Source organism: Shimia sp. FJ5, assembly GCF_032918335.1.
GTDB classification, from domain to species: domain Bacteria; phylum Pseudomonadota; class Alphaproteobacteria; order Rhodobacterales; family Rhodobacteraceae; genus Shimia; species Shimia aestuarii_A.
In genome coordinates this window covers 178441-198783 of sequence record NZ_JAWJUV010000004.1, presented here as the reverse complement: position 1 = coordinate 198783, position 20343 = coordinate 178441, and the positions used below count along the sequence as shown (strand labels likewise).

The following is a 20343-nucleotide window of genomic DNA, read 5'->3' as shown; positions in this document are numbered from 1 at the left end:
TCCCCCTGTTCGTATTTGGGGGGAAGTGTTACGCGCGACCGTAAGCCTCTGCAATGGCGACCTGCATCGCGTCCTCGACCTTGCGGTCGCCCCACACGACAAGCTGAAACGCGGGGTAGAAGCGTTCGGCGCTCAGGACGGCGGCACGGATCATTGTATCAACCTGATCGGGGCTCGCCATCTGGCCGCCCGCAAGGACGAGGCCGTAGCGATAGATCATCAGTTTTTGCTCGGCCCAGAAGGTAAACGCCCCGGCCCAGCATTCGTCGTTGACCGCGTTGAGCGCCGCGTGTAGTGCGCTCAGCTTCTCTTCGGGCGGCTCCATCTCAAAGGAACACACGAGGCGAAGCGTTTCATCATAGTGGGACCAGGCAAGGGTGATCGAGTAGGTGCGCCACTGTCCTTCAACAGCCATCGCGATCTGATCGTCCCCGAGTCTGTCAAAGCTCCAGTCGTGGTGCTCTGCGATATGCTCGACGATGTCGATCGGGTGAATATCTTCTTCGAAGAACTGCTCAGACAATGCCATGGCGCCACCTCTTTCTCTCTTGCGCCGGGGGAATGGCAGCGCCCCTAGCGCTTGGTGCCTGCTCTAGGGACAGCGGGATTTTCCGCCTCCCTTACTAGATATGGTGGCGGTAGAGAGGGTCTGCTGTAAAGCAAAATATTTGTGGATAACGCAATAAGTTGTGGATTAATCGCACCGAGGCACAAGAAACTGTCACATACCACAGAGAGCGCCGGGCGCGTTTCCCTTGTTGGAAAACCCGCAGAACGCGCAACCTATGGCGCTATCGAAAGACGATCTAGCCGGCGCTTCTGGCGGCAATGCGGGCCCCGTCCACGAGCGTCGCCGATGGGTAGAGAACAACCTCTGCTCCCACGTCGAGCCCGTCGAGAATCTGCGCGGAAAACCCGTTGTTGCGTCCGATTTCGATGGGTGTCAGGACCGCGTGTCCCTCGCGGATGACGAAGACGGCCCAGCCGTCATCATGACGAAACAAGGCACTTGAAGGGGCGATGAGCGTGTCCTCATCCTGCCAGACGATGATGCGGGCTTCGACGCGGAACCCATGGCCTAGCCCGCCACGCTGTTCCGGTGGATCGGTGAAGCGGATCACAGAGTTGACCCGTTGTTCTTCGACGCCGAGCGCGGAGAACTTGGTAAATCCGAAGGGGTCAATCCGTTCCACCATACCATTCAACACGCCGTCGCCGCCCCAATTGTCGATCTCGACAGGATCGCCGATTGCGACACGCACGGCATCGCTGCTCAGCAACTCGACCACAACTTCGAGATCATTCGCGGTATCGCCGATCTCGAGCACCGGCGTGCCGGCCGGGAGGATGGTTTCGCTTTCTTGGATCACCCGCAGCACCACACCAGTGATCGGAGATGGCAGGTCAATGGCCTCGCTGGCGCTTCTGGCTTGGCCGATATTGTCAAAGGAGATCAAATTGGCTTCGGCGTTGTTGAGGTCGGCGACCCGCATCGAGATGGCCGCGCGGGCGGTATCGACCACGGCCTGCGCCGTCCGCATCGCGCTTTCCGACCGTTCCATCGCAGCCTGTGAGATATTGCCTTGCGCAAAGAGCTTGCGGGCACGTTCAAGGGCGGTTTGGGCGAGGTCGCGATCTGAAAGGGCCTTGTTCAGGTCAGCCTCGGCAACGCGCAACGCGGCCTTGGCCGAGTCGATAGCGGCTCCGGCCTGTTCCCGCGTCCGGATATCGAGCGCGGCAGGGTTGGTGGGCAACATGCGTGCGACGATGGTTTCGCCCTGCGTCACACGATCGCCGGGCTGAAGGTCCACGCGCAAGAGATGGCCCGCGATGGGTGTCGAGACCACATAGGGGTCGCGCACCTGTGTGCGGGCCTCTTCATCCACGGTCAGCCGCATGGCACCGCGTTTGACCGTGCCGAGGTCGACCTCGGTCGGTTGTGGCCAGAAGGCTGCGGCAAGCGCCGCCGCGACCAGCCCGACAACCCCGATCATGAGCACATTTCTCGATTTCCGCGTCGCCATTTTCGCCTCACTCTCTTGTCTTCAGGGTCTCCACGAGGTCGACCTTGTCAATATCCCGTCGCACCAAAGCCCCCGACACAACCGTCGCCAGAAGTACGGCCACCCCCGCCGCACCGAAGGCATCTGGGCGGAATCCCGTCGGGATCTGGTAGAGGTCGGTGCTAAATCCGGCAGCGATCAGGAAAGACAGGTAGTAGCCGACCCCAACACCAAGCGGCACTGCCAATAGCACCACCACGACCAACTCACCGAGCAGCACATAAGAGGTTTCGCCGCGCGTGAACCCCATGACCCGTAAGCTCGCCAGATCGCGGGATTGCTCGCCAAACGCGATGCGGGCAGCGTTATAGACAATGCCGAAGGTGATGATCCCAGCAATCGCCGCCATCACATAGCGCATTGCGCCCGCGCCCGTATCCATGAGCTTTTGCATCGCCGCGCGGGCGTCTTCGCGCTGTGTCACGCCAGCGACTGTCGGCATATCCTTCAGCGCGGCATAGAGCGCATCCATCTTCGACGCGTCCACCCGCAAGTAGACCGCCGAAACGCGCCCGACTTCACCAAGCGCGGCATTGAGACCTTCGAACCGCATATAGGCGGGGGCACCAAGCAGTGTCTCGGCCACCTCCGCGACCTGCACATCTATCGTCGGGCGGCGACCGTTGAGCACCTCGACACGCAACGTTTCGCCGGGTCCAATATCGAGCGTGTCGGCAAGCGCGCGAGCGAGCACGATGCCCTTGGTCGGCATGGAAATATCGCTCATGTCCTTGCGCACGGCGCGATTCAGGCGCGCCTCTTCGACAAGCCCTGTGACCGAGCCGCGATAGCTCTGCCGTCCGTTGCGCATCACGGCAGAGACGCTGCGCACGGGCTCTACCTCGAGGACGCCAGGAAGATGCGCCATATTGAACGCCGTCTTGGCGGGCATGGGTTCGAAAAAGGTCACGGCAACATCGGAACGGTCGATCACCCCGAAGGTCAGATCGAGCGTGTCATCAAAGCCCGACATGAGCGACATCTGCGCCGAAGAGAGACCCATGCCGACGGCGATCCCGAGCACCGCACCGCCGATCCGCCCCGGATTGCGCAGGATGCGGCGCAGAACCATACGGGTCGGTTGATCGAGCCAGCGGCGCAAACGGTCGTTGAGCGCGCCCGTGCGCGAAAAGTCCATTGGCGCAGGCGGGCGCATGGCGACGGCGGGCGTCAGACGGAAGACCCCGCGCAGCACAAGAATGCCCCCGGCAGAGGCGGCAAAAACCGAGGTGATGATGCCCGTGACAAAGGACGAGGGCTCGACCCGGAACACGAGGAAGGGGAAATGATAGACCGATTGGTAGACCCCCGCCATAAGCCGCCCCCCCCAAAGCCCAAGCGCGCAGCCCAGCGCCGCGCCGATCACAGCGATGATGATCACCAGCTTGAAGTAATGCAGGGCCACCTCGAAGTCGGTGTAGCCGAACGCCTTAATAAGACCGATCTGTTCGCGCTCGGCCTGCACCAGGCGGGTGATGACGATGTAAAGAAGGAAAGCTGCCACCCCAAGGAAGATCGGCGGCACGACAACGGATGTTGCCGAAAGTCCTGCGATCTCTTCCGAGATGAAACGGTCCGACATGCTATCCTTGCGCAGGTAGGCCCCCTGTCCGCCATAGCGATCCAGAAGCCGATCGACCTTGGCCAGAACGTCATTGGCATTTGCCTCGCGCTCAAGCGCAATCAGAACCTCGTTCACCGCGCCTTGTACGTCGAAGGCAGCAGCAAGCGCCTCCTCATGCATCCAAAGTACGGCAAAGCGGGCATCGTCAGGCACGAACTCGCCCGGCGCCGTGGTAAAGAGGAACTCCGGAGAAGCGGCAAAGCCGACGATCTGAAAGTCGCGGCGGCTACCTTGCATGGTCGCGGTCAAGTGATCGCCGAGCGCGAGGTCATGCGCGGTTGCGAAACTCTCTAGAACCACCACCTCGTCCATATGACCGGGGGCGAGGAGACGCCCATCCTTGAGGTACAGATTGTTGAGGCGCGGTACCATGGAGCGCGGCAAAGACAGAGCGGCAGCCCGCACCGGAAGCGCCTGCCCCGGCATGTCGAGAAGCGCGGCGCCCCGAATACGGCCTTCTGCGGCGGCGACTCCGGCGATATCGGCGACACGCTCGACCATTGGGCTGGGGGCGCGGGTCACTGGCGCAAAAATCTCGGCGAGGCGGTAGCTCTCGTAATACTGAATCCGTGTTTCGCGCAGCGATTGCAGCATTCCCGACATCATCACCAGAAGGCTGACCCCGACGGCGGCGACGAGGGCAATGGCTCCCGCCTGCCCCCGGATCCGCCAGAGATCGCGCATCAGCTTATGATCGAGCGCCCGCATTGTCCTACCATTCGATCTCGTCAGGGCTGAGGCGGGTTTCGTTCTGCACCACTTCGCGAATAGCACCATCCGCAAAATGGATGACGCGATGCGCCATGCGGGCGGTCTCGGCAGCGTGGGTCACGATCAGGACAGTCGCGCCAAGACGTGCATTCACATCGTTCAGCACATGCAGCACCGCACGCCCGGTGGTCGAATCGAGCGCCCCCGTGGGCTCGTCACAGAAAAGCACGGTCGGGTTCTTGGCCACGGCACGGGCGATGGCGACACGCTGTTGTTCGCCGCCTGACATCTGGGCCGGGAAATGATCCATGCGATCGCCGAGGCCGACGAGCGTCAGCGCCTCTTCGACGCCGAGCGGATCCTTGGCGATTTCCGTCACAAGCTCGACGTTCTCTCGCGCCGTAAGCGACGGCATGAGGTTATAGAATTGAAACACGAACCCGACGTGATCGCGCCGATAGCGCGTCAGCGCGCGGTCGTTCATATCGCTTAGGTTTTCTGTCTCGAAATAGGCGTCACCGCTTGTCGCGCGATCAAGCCCACCGAGAATATTGAGAAGCGTGGATTTGCCAGAACCGGACGGCCCGAGGAGCACGACAATCTCGCCGCGCGGAATCTCAAGATCGACACCGCGCAGGGCATGCACGGCGGCCGCGCCCTCACCATAGGTCTTGGTGAGGTCTTCCGTCCTGAATGTGATGTCCCGACTCATATCAGGTCCAAGGCTACCCGGCCCAGCGCGCCCGGCAAGAACAATCGATGCCCGCGGTGTCATGACAGGCATACCGCAAAGAAAAAGGGCGCTCGCGGCGCCCTTCAAATCTTACTTCTTTTCCAGCGCATCGAGGCGTGCCTTCAGGGCCTCGTTTTCCTCTCGGGCCTTCTGGGCCATGGCGCGCACGGCATCGAATTCCTCGCGGGTGACGAAATCGCGGTCCGCGAGCCAACGATCCATCATCGACTTCATCGCGGTTTCGGCTTCGTCCTTGGCCCCTTGCGCCACGCCCATGGCGTTGGTCATCAATTGGGAAATATCGTCCATGATCTTGTTGCGGGTCTGCATGATCGTCTCCGGCAATTGCGTTGGCCCCTATATGGGGGCAGATGCGGCGCGGCACAAGGTTGACTTCCTCTGCGAGCCATGGACAAAACTTCGCCTATGCGCGCCATGATCCCCTTCCCCGATATCTCCTCCGAAATTTTCGCGTTCAGCCTGTTTGGCTTTGAGATCGCGCTCCGCTGGTATGCGATGGCTTATATCGTCGGCATCCTGCTTGGCTGGCGGCTTGTCGTTGCTGCCTTGAAGCGCCCGGCCCTTTGGGGGGACAAGGGTGCGCCTATGGATGCACGACAATGCGAAGACCTGCTCACATGGGTCATCCTTGGCGTGATCCTAGGTGGGCGGCTTGGCTATGTCCTATTCTACAAGCCTGCCTATTACCTCGCGAACCCCGCGGAAATCCTTGTCATTTGGCAAGGGGGCATGTCGTTCCATGGCGGATTCCTTGGTGTCGTGATCGCGGCCTGGGCCTGGTCGGCGCGCCATAAGGTATCACGCCTGTCGCTGGCCGACGCGATGTCTCTCGGGGTCGCGCCGGGGCTTCTCCTCGGCCGGATTGCCAATTTCATCAATGCCGAGCTTTGGGGGCGACCAACCGACCTGCCTTGGGGCGTCGCCTTTCCCGGCTATTACGCGCAGGAATGCGGCCAAGCCGTGGGCGAGATCTGCGCACGCCATCCATCGCAGCTCTACGAGGCGCTGCTTGAGGGGCTAATCCTCGGAGCGCTGCTCATCACCCTCGCCTTCCGGCGCGGGGCGCTCAAGACGCCGGGCCTCATCGCGGGGGTGTTCTTTGCGGGCTATGGCGTCGCGCGGTTCCTTGTCGAGTTCGTGCGCCAGCCCGATCCGCAGTTCATTTCCGAAGGCAACCCGCTTGGCCTCGCGCTTGAAATGGGGGGCTACGGGCTGACGATGGGGCAAATCCTGTCGCTGCCGATGATCCTTTTTGGGCTCTGGCTCATTCAACGCGCGCGCCGTGTCCGCCATGTCTGATCTCGAAGCCCATCTCGCGGCGCGGATTCGGGCGGGCGGGCCGCTGCGCGTCTCGGAATTCATGGCCGAGGCGCTATTGAATCCGACGCATGGCTATTACACGACGCGAGATCCCCTTGGCGCCGCGGGCGACTTCACCACTGCGCCGGAAATCTCGCAGATGTTCGGCGAGATGATCGGCCTCTGCCTCGCGCAAAGCTGGCTCGACCAAGGGCATCCGGCGCGGTTTGCTCTGGCCGAGCTTGGACCCGGTCGCGGCACACTCATGGCCGATATCCTACGCGCGACCCGCGCAGTGCCGGGATTCACGGAAGCGGCCACGCTCCACCTTGTCGAGGCCTCTCCGCCCCTGCGCGCAGCACAACGCGCCACGCTCGGGGAGGAGGTCACATGGCATGACAGCATCGACACCCTTCCCGAGGACAGAGCGCTTTTCCTCGTTGCGAACGAGTTTTTTGATGCGCTACCGATCCGGCAATTCCTGCGCAGTGGACCGGGGTGGCGTGAGCGTCTGGTCGGCCTGGAGGATGAAAGCCTGCGGTTCGGTCTTGGCGATCTTCTGGCGCAGCCCGCGCTGCACCACCGTCTCGCGGATACGCAAGAGGGCGATCTTGTGGAAATCTGCCCGCAAGCAGCGCCGATCATGGCCGCCATCGGGACACGAATCGAAGCACAGGGTGGCGTGGGGATCGTAATCGACTATGGCGACTGGCGCTCTCTCGGCGACACGCTACAGGCGATGCGCGCGCATGAAAAAGTCGCTCCACTTGAGGCGCCCGGTACGGCGGACCTTACGGCGCATGTGGATTTCGAGGCGCTCGCCAACGCCACGCCCTCGGCCCATAGCCGACTGACGCCGCAGGGAGTTTTCCTTGAACGGCTCGGGATCACGGCCCGCGCCCAAGCGCTCGCCAAGGGGCTCAGCGGGGCGGCGCTTGAAAGCCATATCGCCGCACATCGCCGCTTGACGCACCCGGAGGAAATGGGAAACCTGTTCAAAACGCTGGCGGTCTATCCGACAGACGCAACCCCGCCCCCCGGATTCGAGGCCTGATGCTTGAAATCGTGACATCCGATCGCCTGACGCCTTTGCGGCATGGCTTTTTTACCCGCAAGGGCGGAGCCTCTTCGGGTGTGTTCTCGGGATTGAACTGTGGTGCCGGGTCGTCGGATCAATCTGAGATCGTGCGTATCAATCGGGGCCGGGTTGCCGGCGCAATGGACGTCGCACCGGAGCACCTTGTTTCTGTGCACCAGACCCATTCCAGCAATGTCGTCACGGTTGACGGCCCGCTTCAAGATCCACGCCCAGAAGCAGACGCCATGGTCACCAAGACACCGGGTGTCGTTCTGGCCGTGTTGACCGCCGATTGTCAGCCGGTGCTTTTCGCAGACCACGAGGCGGGCGTTATCGGGGCCGCACATGCCGGATGGCGCGGCGCGCTTGGTGGCATCCTCGAGGCGACGCTTGATGCGATGGAGGCCCTTGGCGCCAAGCGGGACCGGACCGCCGCCGTGATCGGTCCGTCGATCAGCCAGCGCGCCTATCAGGTTGGTCCGGAGTTCATGGATGACTTCCTCCTAGAAGACGTTGAGAACAGCCGCTTCTTCGCAGGCGATGGTGGCGAGAAGATGCTCTTCGATCTTCAGGGCTATGGCTTACACCGGCTGCGGAAGGCAGGGGTCGGGACGGCGGAATGGACCCGCCATTGTACCTATTCGGATCCAGCGCGGTTCTTCTCCTATCGCCGCGCGACCCATGCCGGCGAGGCGGACTACGGGCGTCTCATCTCGACCATCCGTCTCTGAGCTCGGGACGACCCACCTGCCCCGAAAAGAACCGGGCATTTTCCTAAAATCAGACCGGTTCCGCCCCATCCCTGCCCCATTTCGGGACGACATTGGTTTCAATCAAGAAACAATGCGGGCGAGACAGCCCGGGTTCGGAACGAAGGAGAAAACAAATGGCAGGCAAAACACGCTTTATCAAATCCATCACGGCAAGCGCGAAAACCGACGTTCCGGCCATGCCGTGGGCACGTGGCGCGCGCCGAGCGGCTTTCATTGCCAAGCGCACCGCAGGCGAGCTCGAAGTCAAAGCGGCTTAAGTCATACAGGCAGCACAACGAAAAAGGCCGCGTCCGGACGATCCGGGCGCGGCCTTTGCAATTCAGGGATCAGAAGATCAGGCGTCGCGACTCAGGCGGTCTTCGAGCACATCGAACGGTACGCCCGGTTCATCCTTGGCACCACGGATCACCAACGAGGTTTTCACACTCGCCACATTGTCCGCCTTGAGCAGGTCTTCGGTGAGAAAGCTCTGGAAGGTCGATAGGTCCGGGGCGACGCATTTGAGGATGAAATCCACTTCGCCATTCAACATGTGACACTCGCGCACGAGCGACCAGTTGCGGCAGCGCTCTTCAAAGGTGGCGAGGTCCGCCTCGGCCTGGCTTACGAGGCCAACCATGGCAAAGACCTGCACTTCGAAACCGAGTTCACGTGCGTCTACGTCGGCGTGATATCCGCGGATGAACCCCGCCTCTTCAAGCGTGCGCACGCGGCGCAGACAGGGCGGAGCCGAGATTCCGACGCGCTTGGCCAGTTCGACATTTGTCATGCGGCCATCGGCCTGCAGTTCGGCCAGGATTTTACGATCTATCGGATCGAGCCGTGTTCCGGGCATGAAGTTTCTCTCGCTGTCAGATTTTCGGTTCTTATACCACCGCCCGGCGCACGCGCAATATTATTTCACGCAGGCGCAAGATCATTTTATTGTGCTTCGCCTGACCGCCCAACATTTGACCGGCGCGAATTTGCGACGCCATCGGGGTTTTCGCCGGTGGTCCGGATCGCTATATCCTTTCGGCAACCCAGTTTGAAGAACGGAAAGGTGCCTCATGGCCGACACGAAACACACCAAGGTTCTCATCATCGGCTCGGGCCCTGCGGGATACACCGCCGGCGTCTATGCGAGCCGCGCCATGCTCGAGCCGATTCTCGTGCAGGGGATCGAACCGGGCGGACAGCTCACCACCACGACAGAGGTCGAGAACTGGCCCGGCGACACCGAGGTGCAAGGTCCGGACCTGATGGTGCGCATGGAAGCACACGCGCGCGCCATGGGCTGCGAGATCGTTTCGGACATCATCACCGACCTCGACCTGTCCAAGCGCCCGTTCACCGCCAAGGGCGATAGTGGCAACACGATCACCGCCGACGCTGTGATCCTTGCCACGGGCGCGCGTGCCAAATGGCTCGGCCTGCCGTCGGAAGAGGCCTTTAAGGGCTTTGGTGTCTCGGCCTGTGCAACCTGCGACGGGTTCTTCTATCGCGGACAAGAGATTGTTGTGATCGGGGGCGGCAACACCGCCGTGGAAGAGGCGCTTTTCCTAACCAATTTCGCCTCCAAGGTGACGCTCATCCACCGCCGTGACGAACTGCGCGCCGAGATGATCTTGCAGGACCGCCTCAAGAAACACCCCAAGATCGAACCGCTGTGGTTCCACACGCTCGAAGAAGTTGTCGGCGACGACAACCCCAAGGGCGTGACCGGTGTAAAGGTCAAGCACGTGGAGACCGGCGAGATCACAGAAATCCCCTGCGCCGGTGTCTTCGTCGCGATTGGGCACGCGCCGGCGACCGAACTGGTCAAGGATACGCTCGAACTTCACAATGGCGGCTATGTCGCGGTGAAGCCAGGCACCACCGAAACCTCGGTGCCGGGCGTCTTTGCAGCAGGCGACCTGACAGATCACAAGTATCGCCAGGCCGTGACCTCGGCGGGCATGGGCTGCATGGCGGCGCTTGACGCCGAGCGCTGGCTCGCCGAACAGGACGATTGAACCAACAGGGGCCGCGCAACGGTCGCGCGGCCCCGGCCTTTGGTCAGAAAAGACCGATTTTCCCCCGCGCTGGGCGCACCTGGGCGCATCTCCCTGCCCTCTTCCCTCCCTTCGAGACAACATTCCGATCCCGCCCCACGGCCCGAGACATGCGTGTCTGCTGAGGGCTCGAAAACGGCTGTGATAATCATGCCACGTTGGTGGATTCCCTAAAAATGCCGTCATTTCTTCTTTTCTGCGCCTGCGAGATATGCAATGCGTTCATCCGTGAACACATCTCGAGTCCCAGACCATGGCCTTGACCACCGCGACATCCAAACCGGAAGAGCAAGATCAGCTCTTTCGCCTCCTGCGCCAGCTTGACCTTGCGCCGGAAGCCTCGCAGCGAGTCACGGCAGCGGCGCTTGGCATATCGCTTGGCCGCCTCAACGCTCAGCTTCGCACAGCTGCCGAGACTGGTTTGATCAGGATTTCCGAACGTTCCGGGCCGGACAAGCGACAACGCTTTGCCTATGCGCTCACCGCGCGTGGCGCTGCGGAGAAACTCCGCCTGACCGACCAGTTCCTCGCCCGCAAATTCGACGAATACGACGCACTCCACGCCGAATTGACCGGCACGACCAGTGGCCTTTCCCCGTTCAAGTACAGGACAAAACTCATGCAGAACAATCTCGCGCCCATCCCCGAACTCTACGTGTCCTACGAGAGCTCGCAGAAACTCAAAGTCGAAGCCGCCGATCTCGTCAGCCATGACCTGACGCCGCGCCAGATCTGTGATCTGGAGCTTCTGATGAATGGCGGGTTCAACCCGCTGAAAGGCTTCCTGTCGGAAGAAGACTACGACAGCGTCGTCGAAAATATGCGCCTCGCGGATGGCTCGCTCTGGCCGATGCCGATCACGCTCGACGTGTCCGAAGACTTTGCCGAGTCGCTCGAGCTTGGTCAGGACATCGCATTGCGCGATCAAGAAGGCGTCATCCTCGGCACCATGACCGTGACCGACCGTTGGACCCCAAACAAATCGCGTGAAGCCGAGAAGGTCTTTGGCGCCGACGACGAAGCGCACCCTGCCGTCAACTACCTGCACAATCAGGCTGGCAAGGTCTATCTCGGCGGCCCGGTCACCGGCATCCAGCAGCCCGTCCACTATGACTTCCGCGCCCGTCGCGACACGCCGAACGAACTGCGCGCCTATTTCCGCAAACTCGGCTGGCGCAAGGTCGTGGCCTTCCAGACCCGCAACCCGCTGCACCGTGCGCACCAGGAACTCACCTTCCGCGCCGCGAAAGAAGCGCAAGCCAACCTTCTCATCCATCCGGTTGTCGGCATGACCAAACCGGGCGACGTGGATCACTTCACCCGCGTGCGCTGCTACGAGGCGGTACTCGACAAGTATCCGGGTTCGACCACGACCATGTCGCTGCTCAACCTTGCCATGCGTATGGCCGGCCCGCGCGAAGCGGTCTGGCACGGCCTGATCCGCAAGAACCACGGCTGCACCCACTTTATCGTTGGCCGCGACCACGCAGGCCCCGGCAAGAACTCGGCAGGCGAAGATTTCTACGGCCCCTATGACGCGCAAGACCTGTTCCGCCAGCATCAGGAAGAGATCGGCATCGAAATGGTCGACTTCAAACACATGGTCTATGTGCAGGAACGCGCCCAGTACGAAGCCATCGACGAGATCGCGGACAAGGATGACGTGACCATCCTCAACATCTCGGGCACCGAACTGCGTCGCCGCCTGTCGGAAGGCCTCGAAATCCCCGATTGGTTCTCTTTCCCCGAGGTGGTCGAAGAGCTTCGCAAGACCAAACCGCCGCGTTCGCAGCAGGGCTTTACCGTGTTCTTCACCGGCTTCTCCGGGTCCGGCAAGTCGACCATCGCCAACGCGCTCATGGTCAAGCTGATGGAGATGGGGGGCCGTCCGGTGACGCTTCTCGATGGGGATATCGTGCGCAAGAACCTCTCGAGCGAGCTTGGCTTCTCGAAGGAACACCGCGATCTCAACATCCGCCGCATCGGCTATGTCGCTTCGGAGATCACGAAGAATGGCGGCATCGCCATCTGTGCCCCGATCGCGCCCTACGCCACCACGCGTCGCGCGGTGCGCGAAGATGTCGAACAGTTCGGCGCCTTCATCGAGGTCCATGTCGCGACTTCCATCGAAGAATGCGAACGCCGCGACCGCAAGGGCCTCTACAAGCTCGCCCGCGAAGGCAAGATCAAGGAATTCACCGGGATTTCCGATCCCTATGACGTTCCCGCCAACCCCGAGCTGAGCGTCGAAACCGAAAATGTCGACGTCGACAACTGCGCGCATCAGGTGATCCTCAAGCTCGAAAGCATGGGCCTCATCGCGGCGCAGTGATCGCCGTGAACACAATCTCACGGGACGCGGCATCTTATTGTGCCGCGTCCTCCTGGCTGCTAGGACACTCCTGAACGATGGCTGATGCCTTGAGGGAAGGGAACCGGGTGCCTCAAGAACTCCAAAAGGTCCATGTCTTCACGGACGCCCCCGAAGCGGCATTTCTCAAACAATTTCCCGGGAATGACGGCAGGCTTGACGGGTTTTCCTTCAGCTTCGGCCTCGATGTGCCCAAGGACTGCGACGCGCTGATCGCGTTCAACCGCGCCTCCTACACGATCGCGACCACGCTCCCCAAAGCGCGCACCGCCTTCATCGCAGCAGAGCCGGACGCAATTCATCCCTACTCGGCCCGCTATCTCAACCAGTTTGGCATCGTCCTGTCGGCGACGGACAAACCTCTCGGGACACGACAATGGAAGACCGCACCCTGCTGGTACTGGTTCGCGGGCATTGATTTCTCCAAACCTTGGGAGATCGAGCATTTCCGGGGATATGACTATTTCTCGAACCTTGCCCCCCCGCCAAAGCGCAACAAGGTTTCGGTCGTGACCTCCAACAAGAGCTTCACCGAGTACCACCAGAAGCGGATCGCCTTTCTCGATGCACTCATCGAGAAGATCCCGGAGCATCTTGAGATCTATGGGCGCGGACATAAGAGCGTTGACGACAAGCGCCTCGCCCTTGAGCCGTGCAAATACCATATCGCGCTCGAGAACAGCCATGGTCCCGACACATGGACGGAAAAGCTCGCCGATCCCTACCTATGCTGGGCCTATCCGTTCTATGCCGGGGCGACGAATGTCGAAGAGTATTTCCCGGCTTTGAGCTTTTCCTATCTCGATCTGGACGACCCCCGGCAAGCGGCAGAACAGATCGTACAGGCGGTGCAATCCGGTCTCTGGGACAGGGAGCGCAACGCGATTGCCACTGCCCGCCAAACGATCCTGACGGAACAGAATATCGCCCATCAACTCGTGCATCTGGCACGCGATCTGACGGCCCAGCCCGCCGGAGACAGATCAAATATCCTCTATCTCAAATCAGAGCGCAGTTTGTGGCCCGAGAAGGGCGCGCGCGGCAGCGTTGGACAATGGGCCTTGCGCAATACGTTGATGCTCTTTGACAAAGGAATTGAACTTCGCACAGCGGGGCTGCGGGATCGACTAGATGCGGCCAAAACACGCCGCCGACAACGCAAGCTGCGCAAACTCGAGAACAAATAAAGCCCGACCGGGCCAAGAAAGACAGGACGAAGATGTCGGATAGAAAACCAACGGTTGCTGTTCTTCCTCACGCTGCGAAGCTCGGCTTAAACCCGTCTCGATACCCTCTCAACGCCCTCAACTGGCCGCTTGGACAACCAGAGGACCTTGTCGGTAAAGGACTCCGAGATCTTTCTGCTTCAGATCACCTTCTGATGTATCCGCGCAGCACATCCTACTACCGGCCCGGATTCGGAACGAAAGCCCGCGTCTCTGTCCTCGTTGTCGAACCGAAGATCGTGCATGAAAGGCACCTGACAAAGCTTCTGCGATTCCACAGGCGGTTCTTCCGGGTGCTGAGCGCTTATGCGCCACTGATCTCCGCGATCCCAAACGGCATCCAATTCCCCTTCGGCAGCACATGGGTGCCGAACTGGGAAACGCTCGATACGACCAAGTCAAAGATGACCTCTCTCATCGCATCTTCGAAACGCACGCAGCCGGGGCACCATGTGCGCCACGAGATTGCGGATTGGGCGCAGGCACATCCGGAGATGGCGCTCGATACGATCGGCGGCGGCTATAAACCGTTCGATGAAAAATCGGATGGGCACGCGCCCTATATGTTCTCGGTCGTGATCGAGAACGCGCAAGAGCCCGACTATTTCACCGAGAAGCTCATCGACTCGATCCTCTGCGAGAGCATCCCGATCTACTACGGCTGCCCCAATATCGCGCACTATCTCGACACGGATGCCATGATCATTTGTAACAGCGCAGAAGACATCAAGGCAGCAGTGCGGTCCGCATCAGCGGAGCGCTTCGAAGAGATGCTTCCCGCACTGCGCAGGGTAAAGCCCAAGGCCGCTTGGTTCGGAGCTACGGAAAAGCGCGCAGCCGAAGCGATTATCGAAGCGGCACGACAGGAGGGCTAGAGCTGTCGCCTCAATGCACCGCGACCGGCGCGAAATCGTTTTGACGCGCGAGAACAAAGGCAAGGTTGCGCTCTTTCACAAGCGCGAGGCGCTCGCCATCGGCGGAATGCACGGCATAGAGCACCTCTGCGCCTTCGGCTTGATCGCGGACTTCTTCGGGCAGATCGTCCACCGCGACTTCGCGGACATAGACGATCCGGTTCTGATCTTCTTGGCCAAAATCGTATTCGGTATACATGGTTACTTCGTCCTGATCTCTATGGTTTGTACAACGGTTTCCGGCCGGGTGCGGCTCAGGTCTACGTGTAGCAATCCGTTTTCCATGATGGCGTCGCCCACCTCCACGCCATCGGCGAGCACGAAGCTGCGCTGAAACTGGCGGGCGGCGATTCCGCGATGCAGGAAGATGCGGCCATCGTCGTCATCCTGTTGGCGGCCCCGGATCACGAGTTGGCGGTCTTCCACGGTGATCGACAGGTCTGCTTCGCTAAAGCCGGCCACTGCCAGCGTGATGCGATAGGAGAAATCCGAAGTTTGTTCGATATTGTAGGGCGGATAGCCTTCGTTGCCCGATTTTGCGGTGCGTTCCAAGAGGCGTTCCAGTTGCTCGAACCCGAGCATGTTCGGGTAGGCATTGAGAGTCAGTTTGCTCATCGACACGTCCTTGCGTAAGCGACAGTCCAGAACAGGCCCCGTTATGGCGACCCGTTCAGGTAAATATGGGAAAGCCGCGCGAGGACTGCAAGGGCTTTGCAGCAAGGATGCTATTCGCTATGTTAGAGGCCTGACGAGTCTCAGGAAATCCGAAGATGAACGCCCCCCGTGATCTGTCCATGAAAACCGATGACGTGTTGCGTGTGGAGCTGGAAGTCTTCCGGCAGGAACACCGCGACCTCGACGAGGCGATTCATGCCCTGAGTGAACGCGGAACGGGCGATCAGTTGACGATCCAGCGGCTGAAGAAACAGAAACTTCGCCTCAAGGATATCATCTCACAGATCGAAGACCGCCTGACCCCCGATATCATCGCCTGATCCCGGACCGGAGCGCGACATGACGGTTTCTTGCCCTGTTGCATTGCGCCGCGCGCCGCATCGTCTATAAACCCTATTTTCAAGGCGTCAGAGGCAGAAATGAGCGACATAGAAGTTGGAATCATCATGGGGAGCCAATCGGACTGGCCGACCATGAAACTCGCAGCCGATATTCTCGATGAACTTGGCATCGCTTACGAGGCCAAGATCGTCTCGGCGCACCGCACGCCGGACCGACTTTGGTCCTATGGCAAGGAGGCCGCAGGCCGCGGTCTCAAGGTCATCATCGCCGGTGCGGGCGGCGCGGCGCACCTTCCGGGCATGATGGCCTCCAAGACCCGTGTGCCGGTCGTCGGCGTGCCGGTCCAGACCAAGGCGCTTTCCGGTGTCGACAGCCTTTATTCCATCGTCCAGATGCCCAAGGGCTTTCCGGTCGCGACCATGGCAATCGGTGCGGCGGGCGCGGCCAATGCCGGGTTGATGGCCGCGGGTATTCTCGCCACCTCCGATCCCGCCCTTGCAGAGCGCCTTGATGCGTGGCGCGAGGCCCTTTCCGCTTCTATTCCCGACGAGCCGCAAGATGACTGACACCCTCCCCCTCGGCAGCACCATTGGTATTCTTGGCGGAGGCCAACTTGGCCGGATGCTTTCGGTCGCGGCGTCGCGCCTTGGCTATATCACGCATATCTTCGAGCCGGGCGCCAACCCGCCCGCCGGGCAGGTCGCCGATACGGTGACCACTGCCTCCTACGAGGACGCCGAGGCGCTCAAGCGTTTCGCCGAATCGGTCGACGTCATCACCTATGAGTTCGAGAACATCCCGACCTCGGCGCTCGACATTCTTGAGGCGCATCGCCCGATCCGTCCGGGCCGCGAGGCGCTCCGCGTGAGCCAGGACCGCCTTACCGAAAAAGACTTTCTGCAAGGGCTCGGCCTCAGAACCGCACCTTATGCCGCCGTCGAGACCCTTGAAGAGCTCGAGGCGGCCGTCGCGCAGATCGGCGCGCCCGCGATCCTCAAGACTCGTCGCTTTGGCTATGACGGCAAGGGGCAGGCGCGCATCAAGAGTACCGACGACCTTGCCAGCGCCATCAAGGACATGGCAGGCGCTCCGGCCCTTCTTGAGGGGTTTGTCGATTTCAGCCACGAAGTGTCTGTCATCGCGGCGCGCGGCCTTTCCGGCGACGTCGCCTGTTTTGATCCCGGCGAGAACGTGCATCGCGACGGCATCCTGCGCACCACGACCGTGCCTGCGACCCTCACCGCCTCACAGCGGATGGACGCGGTGCTTCTGGCCGCCAACATCCTCAACGCGCTCGACTATGTCGGCGTTATGGGGGTCGAGCTTTTCGTGACGGGCCAAGGGCTTGTCGTGAACGAGATCGCGCCGCGTGTGCACAATTCGGGGCACTGGACGCAAAACGGCTGTGCCGTCGATCAGTTTGAACAGCATATCCGCGCCGTGACCGGCCTGCCGCTCGGCGATGGTCAGCGCCATGCCAATGTCGTGATGGAAAACCTGATTGGCGACGACCTTGCGCAAATCCCACAGATCCTGCGCAGTGGCGATACCGCGCTGCACCTCTACGGCAAGGCCGAAGCCAAACCGGGCCGAAAGATGGGCCATGTGAATCGCATTCGCCCGAAAGCGGATTAACTCAGGAACCGGGCCGCGATTGGCCCGGCCATAAAGGCGATCTTGCCCGCAACGAAGGTCGCGCCGATGCGCCCCGTCTCCGGGTCCATCACCACGAGATCGGCACGTTTGCCGATCTCGATGCGCCCTCGGTCCGCAAACCCCAGAACATCGGCTGGCCCCTCGGAGACGAGCTTCCAAGCGGCCTCAAACGGCAGGATATCTTGCGCCACGAGCCGGGACACGGCTTGGCGCATCGCCGGGTAATGATAGTCCGAGGCAATCGCATCTCCGAGTCCCTCACGCAGGAGATCGGTCGCCGAGACGTTGCCCTTGTGAGAATTGCCCCGCACTACATTCGGCGCCCCAAGCACCACGGCATCCCCCGCCGCCTTAGCCGCCGCAGCGGCCTCTCGCGTTTCCGGAAACTCGGAGAGACGTGCGCCTCGCACGCGCCACTCGGCGCGCTGCTCGGCTGAGTTGTCATCGTGGCTCCCGAGAAAGATGCCCTTCGCGGCAAGCCGCGATGCAAGCGCGCTCACGGCCTCGGGCACCGCGTCGCGATTGTCGTGCAGAGATTGCAGGAGAGCATGGTGCGTTTCTGGGTTGCGGCCGGCCTTAAGCGCCTGCCCAGTAAGGCGCGGGGGGCGTTTGCCCTTGGCCAGCGCATCATGTGGAACGTGATCATTGAAAACGACGTAAGGCGCGCCGCTGCTCTCCACCAGCGCCTCGAAGCGCGCGTAGTCCTCGAGGAGATGGGTCTCGAGACGCAATTGCAGCTTCATATCGGTGAGAAGCCCCGGCTCTTCCCGCAGGGCCGTAGCGAACCGCTCGGCAAAATCGGGGCCGCGCATACCACCTTCCCACGAGAAGAACTGCGCCAACATAGCTGTGGTAATGCCGCTTGAGGCAAGCTCTGCATCGGCGGCATGAAGCCCCGGTGAGAGATCCTTGAGCGCCCCGCGTCGCGGTGCGATATGGCGCTCGAACCCATCGCCATGCAGATCGATCATCCCCGGCAAGACCCAAAGCCCCGCGAGGTCGATCTCACGTCCATCGCCATCCTCGGCGATCTTGCCTTCAACAAGCGCGATATCGCCCGAAACAAAGCCATCGGGCGCAAGAAGTGTCGCGTTACAGAATTTCATCGTCCGCCTCGTCCCCCGGAAAGCACATCCCCGAAGGACATATCGTGATGAAACCGGCCATGGGCAAGGAAATACATGGTCTCGGCGATCACATGCGGATTGTTCATCATGAAAGTATGGGTCACCGGCAACACGATATGATCCGCCATCCCCGCGACACGTGTGGACGCGACCGAGACCTTGCCATCATCGGCGCCCGGCACAATCATCGAAGTGATGGGGTTGAGTGAGCGGTTCCCGGCGATGATGCCAAGCTCAAAATCAACCGGCGGCAGATGAGATGGGAGACCGTCCGTGCCCAACTGAGCCCCAGCCGGACCGTTGAACCATTCGAACGCCTCGCCCCAGATCGCGACCTCTTTGCCCCAGGCGGTCATCTCGTCGACCAGTTTCGTACCCTTGTTGGGCGGGCCGAGCATCACCACGCGCCCAAGGGTTTCGGGCTTGTTCTGCGAAAGCCAGAGCCGGGTCAGGATGCCGCCCATGGAATGGGTGACGAAATGCACCTTGCCCTCTCCGCATTGCGCCACGGCCTTGGGCAAGAGCGGGTCGATCAGCGCCTGCACCTCGGCCTTGGTCGAGGGATAGCCCGGACGCACCACATCATACCCTTCGCGGCGCAGCGCGGCCTCCATCACGACAAAGCTCGCCTCGGTGCGCGCCAATCCGTGTAGCAGGATCACGCAATCGGCCAGTGCCGGACCCGGAATCAGGGCCAATATGAAGACGAAGAGACGCATCCTATTGAGATAGGCCCTGTTGGGCGTCTACAAAAGCCCTGTCCAAGAGGAAACCGCCCATGCTCTCCCCTCGCCTCGCCGTGCGCGCGCTTATCATTCAGGAGGATCGCCTTTTGCTCGTGAATGCGTTTCCCGGCGAGGTTGATGATCTTTGGTGCGCGCCCGGCGGAGGGGTTGAGAAGAACGCCTCCCTGCCCGAGAACCTCGCGCGGGAGGTGTGGGAGGAAACCGGGCTTCGGATCGCGGTGGGCGCGCCGTGCCTCGTGAACGAGTTTCACAACCCCGAGGATCACTTCCATCAGGTCGATCTCTATTTCCGGTGCACGATCACAGAAGGTGCGCTCGACGACAGTTGGCAAGACCCTGAGGCAATCGTCACGCGGCGACGGTTCTTTGCGCGCAATGAGATGGCCGGGATTCGTTTCAAACCCGACAGCTTGCCGGATGTGGCTTGGGGCAAGGATGGGATCACGTATGATCCGCTGGAGCTCTTGGTGAAGCCCCGTCAGGCCCCGAAGGGCGGCGCATAGCGCAAGGTCTCCTCGGGCTGCGCCATGTCGAGCTTGGGCGCGTAGAGACCCGTATAGACAACGGGAAACGGCGTCTGGAGCTTCGCCGCACGCTCATAGTCGAACCCGAACCGCGCGTAATACGCCGGATCGCCAAGTACCACGACCGGCGCATTGGCATAGTCCACGGCCATCTGGCAGAGCGCCGACCCTATGCCTTTCTTCTGGCGTTTCGGATCCACAGAGACCGGCGCGAGGGCGAGCCACCCGTCAGGCGCCTCCATCCTTGAAAGTGCCACATGCCCGACGATCCGCCCGCGATCCTCGGCCACAAGCTCGAGCGCCATATGCCCGCCTTGGCGCAGCGCCGAGACAAGCACCGCCTCATCATCCTGTCCAAAAGCGCGTTTCACAACGTCGCGCACCTTGGGCTCGTCCTTGGGACCATATCCACGAATAATCATGGCGC

Annotated in this window: 23 protein-coding genes; 12 read left to right on the top strand and 11 right to left on the bottom strand. The window is 61.3% G+C overall.

Features of this window, described 5'->3' with window-relative positions:
- Window positions 1-28: 28 nt before the first annotated feature.
- The 5 genes from R1W01_RS13940 to R1W01_RS13920 form a co-directional block, all read right to left on the bottom strand.
- On the bottom strand, window positions 29-529 hold the full coding sequence (locus R1W01_RS13940) for a YbjN domain-containing protein (RefSeq protein ID WP_243613935.1): 501 nt from the start codon (window positions 527-529) through the stop codon (window positions 29-31).
- Between the two features lie 277 nt (window positions 530-806).
- On the bottom strand, window positions 807-2024 hold the full coding sequence (locus R1W01_RS13935) for an efflux RND transporter periplasmic adaptor subunit (RefSeq protein ID WP_297755935.1): 1218 nt from the start codon (window positions 2022-2024) through the stop codon (window positions 807-809).
- Between the two features lie 7 nt (window positions 2025-2031).
- Entirely contained in the window at window positions 2032-4395 is a 2364-nt protein-coding gene (locus R1W01_RS13930; protein ID WP_297755934.1) for an ABC transporter permease, read from the bottom strand.
- Window positions 4396-4399: 4 nt separating this feature from the next.
- Window positions 4400-5110, bottom strand: a complete 711-nt coding sequence (locus R1W01_RS13925) for an ABC transporter ATP-binding protein (RefSeq protein ID WP_297755932.1) — start codon at window positions 5108-5110, stop codon at window positions 4400-4402.
- A 111-nt stretch (window positions 5111-5221) separates the two neighbouring features.
- Window positions 5222-5461, bottom strand: coding sequence for an accessory factor UbiK family protein (locus R1W01_RS13920; protein ID WP_243613939.1), 240 nt, complete (start codon window positions 5459-5461; stop codon window positions 5222-5224).
- A 96-nt stretch (window positions 5462-5557) separates the two neighbouring features.
- On the opposite strand from R1W01_RS13920, the gene lgt reads away from it, so the two are divergent.
- From lgt to R1W01_RS13900, 4 genes are all read left to right on the top strand, one after another.
- Entirely contained in the window at window positions 5558-6451 is an 894-nt protein-coding gene (lgt, locus tag R1W01_RS13915) for a prolipoprotein diacylglyceryl transferase (protein WP_297755929.1), read from the top strand.
- Window positions 6444-7505, top strand: a complete 1062-nt coding sequence (locus R1W01_RS13910) for a class I SAM-dependent methyltransferase (RefSeq protein WP_297755927.1) — start codon at window positions 6444-6446, stop codon at window positions 7503-7505. The genes lgt and R1W01_RS13910 overlap by 8 nt, the downstream gene beginning before the upstream one ends.
- Window positions 7502-8260: a peptidoglycan editing factor PgeF gene (gene pgeF / locus R1W01_RS13905; protein ID WP_297755987.1), complete on the top strand. Its 759-nt coding sequence runs from the start codon at window positions 7502-7504 to the stop codon at window positions 8258-8260. Before R1W01_RS13910 ends, pgeF begins: the two co-directional genes overlap by 4 nt.
- 155 nt (window positions 8261-8415) lie before the next feature.
- Complete coding sequence (locus R1W01_RS13900) at window positions 8416-8559, top strand: hypothetical protein (protein WP_243613942.1); 144 nt, start codon at window positions 8416-8418, stop codon at window positions 8557-8559.
- Between the two features lie 77 nt (window positions 8560-8636).
- Here R1W01_RS13900 and R1W01_RS13895 read toward each other — a convergent pair whose 3' ends face one another.
- On the bottom strand, window positions 8637-9137 hold the full coding sequence (locus R1W01_RS13895) for an Lrp/AsnC family transcriptional regulator (RefSeq protein ID WP_243613943.1): 501 nt from the start codon (window positions 9135-9137) through the stop codon (window positions 8637-8639).
- 214 nt (window positions 9138-9351) lie between these two features.
- On the opposite strand from R1W01_RS13895, the gene trxB reads away from it, so the two are divergent.
- The 4 genes from trxB to R1W01_RS13875 all read left to right on the top strand — a co-directional run bounded on the left by trxB (window position 9352) and on the right by R1W01_RS13875 (window position 14807).
- The gene (gene trxB, locus R1W01_RS13890; protein WP_243613944.1) at window positions 9352-10296 is read left to right on the top strand and encodes a thioredoxin-disulfide reductase; all 945 of its coding nucleotides are present in this window, start codon (window positions 9352-9354) and stop codon (window positions 10294-10296) included.
- 292 nt (window positions 10297-10588) lie between these two features.
- Entirely contained in the window at window positions 10589-12667 is a 2079-nt protein-coding gene (locus tag R1W01_RS13885) for a bifunctional sulfate adenylyltransferase/adenylylsulfate kinase (protein ID WP_297755923.1), read from the top strand.
- A 107-nt stretch (window positions 12668-12774) separates the two neighbouring features.
- Window positions 12775-13893: a glycosyltransferase family 10 domain-containing protein gene (locus R1W01_RS13880; RefSeq protein WP_297755921.1), complete on the top strand. Its 1119-nt coding sequence runs from the start codon at window positions 12775-12777 to the stop codon at window positions 13891-13893.
- 194 nt (window positions 13894-14087) lie between these two features.
- Window positions 14088-14807, top strand: coding sequence for a glycosyltransferase family 10 domain-containing protein (locus tag R1W01_RS13875; protein WP_297755919.1), 720 nt, complete (start codon window positions 14088-14090; stop codon window positions 14805-14807).
- A 10-nt stretch (window positions 14808-14817) separates the two neighbouring features.
- Here R1W01_RS13875 and R1W01_RS13870 read toward each other — a convergent pair whose 3' ends face one another.
- Window positions 14818-15045, bottom strand: coding sequence for a DUF1150 family protein (locus R1W01_RS13870; RefSeq protein WP_243613947.1), 228 nt, complete (start codon window positions 15043-15045; stop codon window positions 14818-14820).
- A 2-nt stretch (window positions 15046-15047) separates the two neighbouring features.
- Window positions 15048-15461, bottom strand: coding sequence for an Hsp20 family protein (locus R1W01_RS13865; protein WP_243613948.1), 414 nt, complete (start codon window positions 15459-15461; stop codon window positions 15048-15050).
- A 155-nt stretch (window positions 15462-15616) separates the two neighbouring features.
- On the opposite strand from R1W01_RS13865, the gene R1W01_RS13860 reads away from it, so the two are divergent.
- The 3 genes from R1W01_RS13860 to R1W01_RS13850 all read left to right on the top strand — a co-directional run bounded on the left by R1W01_RS13860 (window position 15617) and on the right by R1W01_RS13850 (window position 17498).
- The gene (locus tag R1W01_RS13860; RefSeq protein WP_243613949.1) at window positions 15617-15841 is read left to right on the top strand and encodes a YdcH family protein; all 225 of its coding nucleotides are present in this window, start codon (window positions 15617-15619) and stop codon (window positions 15839-15841) included.
- A gap of 99 nt (window positions 15842-15940) precedes the next feature.
- Complete coding sequence (purE, locus tag R1W01_RS13855; protein WP_243613950.1) at window positions 15941-16429, top strand: 5-(carboxyamino)imidazole ribonucleotide mutase; 489 nt, start codon at window positions 15941-15943, stop codon at window positions 16427-16429.
- Window positions 16422-17498, top strand: coding sequence for a 5-(carboxyamino)imidazole ribonucleotide synthase (locus tag R1W01_RS13850; RefSeq protein WP_297755915.1), 1077 nt, complete (start codon window positions 16422-16424; stop codon window positions 17496-17498). Before purE ends, R1W01_RS13850 begins: the two co-directional genes overlap by 8 nt.
- Here the strand turns inward: R1W01_RS13850 and R1W01_RS13845 are convergent.
- Window positions 17495-18625 carry an alpha-D-ribose 1-methylphosphonate 5-triphosphate diphosphatase gene (locus R1W01_RS13845; protein ID WP_297755914.1) on the bottom strand — a complete coding sequence of 377 codons (1131 nt, stop codon included), beginning with the start codon at window positions 18623-18625 and terminating at the stop codon, window positions 17495-17497. The two genes, R1W01_RS13850 and R1W01_RS13845, sit on opposite strands and share 4 nt — an antisense overlap.
- The gene (locus tag R1W01_RS13840) at window positions 18622-19365 is read right to left on the bottom strand and encodes an alpha/beta fold hydrolase (protein WP_243613953.1); all 744 of its coding nucleotides are present in this window, start codon (window positions 19363-19365) and stop codon (window positions 18622-18624) included. The genes R1W01_RS13845 and R1W01_RS13840 overlap by 4 nt, the downstream gene beginning before the upstream one ends.
- A gap of 59 nt (window positions 19366-19424) precedes the next feature.
- On the opposite strand from R1W01_RS13840, the gene R1W01_RS13835 reads away from it, so the two are divergent.
- Window positions 19425-19895 (top strand): NUDIX domain-containing protein, encoded by a 471-nt coding sequence (locus tag R1W01_RS13835; protein WP_297755912.1) that lies wholly within the window; start codon window positions 19425-19427, stop codon window positions 19893-19895.
- Here R1W01_RS13835 and R1W01_RS13830 read toward each other — a convergent pair.
- The gene (locus tag R1W01_RS13830) at window positions 19871-20338 is read right to left on the bottom strand and encodes a GNAT family N-acetyltransferase (RefSeq protein WP_297755910.1); all 468 of its coding nucleotides are present in this window, start codon (window positions 20336-20338) and stop codon (window positions 19871-19873) included. The two genes, R1W01_RS13835 and R1W01_RS13830, sit on opposite strands and share 25 nt — an antisense overlap.
- Between the last annotated feature and the right edge of the window lie 5 nt (window positions 20339-20343).

Excerpts from the sequence above, each read along its gene's own strand:
- R1W01_RS13900 (WP_243613942.1), top strand. The coding sequence starts at position 8,416 with ATGGCAGGCAAAACACGCTTTATCAAATCCATCACGGCAAGCGCGAAA.
- R1W01_RS13870 (WP_243613947.1), bottom strand. The coding sequence starts at position 15,045 with ATGTATACCGAATACGATTTTGGCCAAGAAGATCAGAACCGGATCGTC.
- R1W01_RS13840 (WP_243613953.1), bottom strand. The coding sequence starts at position 19,365 with ATGCGTCTCTTCGTCTTCATATTGGCCCTGATTCCGGGTCCGGCACTG.
- R1W01_RS13920 (WP_243613939.1), bottom strand. The coding sequence starts at position 5,461 with ATGCAGACCCGCAACAAGATCATGGACGATATTTCCCAATTGATGACC.
- R1W01_RS13845 (WP_297755914.1), bottom strand. The coding sequence starts at position 18,625 with ATGAAATTCTGTAACGCGACACTTCTTGCGCCCGATGGCTTTGTTTCG.
- trxB (WP_243613944.1), top strand. The coding sequence starts at position 9,352 with ATGGCCGACACGAAACACACCAAGGTTCTCATCATCGGCTCGGGCCCT.
- R1W01_RS13885 (WP_297755923.1), top strand. The coding sequence starts at position 10,589 with ATGGCCTTGACCACCGCGACATCCAAACCGGAAGAGCAAGATCAGCTC.
- R1W01_RS13910 (WP_297755927.1), top strand. The coding sequence starts at position 6,444 with ATGTCTGATCTCGAAGCCCATCTCGCGGCGCGGATTCGGGCGGGCGGG.
- R1W01_RS13835 (WP_297755912.1), top strand. The coding sequence starts at position 19,425 with ATGCTCTCCCCTCGCCTCGCCGTGCGCGCGCTTATCATTCAGGAGGAT.
- R1W01_RS13830 (WP_297755910.1), bottom strand. The coding sequence starts at position 20,338 with ATGATTATTCGTGGATATGGTCCCAAGGACGAGCCCAAGGTGCGCGAC.
- R1W01_RS13930 (WP_297755934.1), bottom strand. The coding sequence starts at position 4,395 with ATGCGGGCGCTCGATCATAAGCTGATGCGCGATCTCTGGCGGATCCGG.
- lgt (WP_297755929.1), top strand. The coding sequence starts at position 5,558 with ATGCGCGCCATGATCCCCTTCCCCGATATCTCCTCCGAAATTTTCGCG.
- R1W01_RS13865 (WP_243613948.1), bottom strand. The coding sequence starts at position 15,461 with ATGAGCAAACTGACTCTCAATGCCTACCCGAACATGCTCGGGTTCGAG.
- R1W01_RS13925 (WP_297755932.1), bottom strand. The coding sequence starts at position 5,110 with ATGAGTCGGGACATCACATTCAGGACGGAAGACCTCACCAAGACCTAT.
- R1W01_RS13850 (WP_297755915.1), top strand. The coding sequence starts at position 16,422 with ATGACTGACACCCTCCCCCTCGGCAGCACCATTGGTATTCTTGGCGGA.
- purE (WP_243613950.1), top strand. The coding sequence starts at position 15,941 with ATGAGCGACATAGAAGTTGGAATCATCATGGGGAGCCAATCGGACTGG.
- R1W01_RS13940 (WP_243613935.1), bottom strand. The coding sequence starts at position 529 with ATGGCATTGTCTGAGCAGTTCTTCGAAGAAGATATTCACCCGATCGAC.
- R1W01_RS13875 (WP_297755919.1), top strand. The coding sequence starts at position 14,088 with ATGTATCCGCGCAGCACATCCTACTACCGGCCCGGATTCGGAACGAAA.
- R1W01_RS13895 (WP_243613943.1), bottom strand. The coding sequence starts at position 9,137 with ATGCCCGGAACACGGCTCGATCCGATAGATCGTAAAATCCTGGCCGAA.
- R1W01_RS13860 (WP_243613949.1), top strand. The coding sequence starts at position 15,617 with ATGAACGCCCCCCGTGATCTGTCCATGAAAACCGATGACGTGTTGCGT.
- R1W01_RS13935 (WP_297755935.1), bottom strand. The coding sequence starts at position 2,024 with ATGGCGACGCGGAAATCGAGAAATGTGCTCATGATCGGGGTTGTCGGG.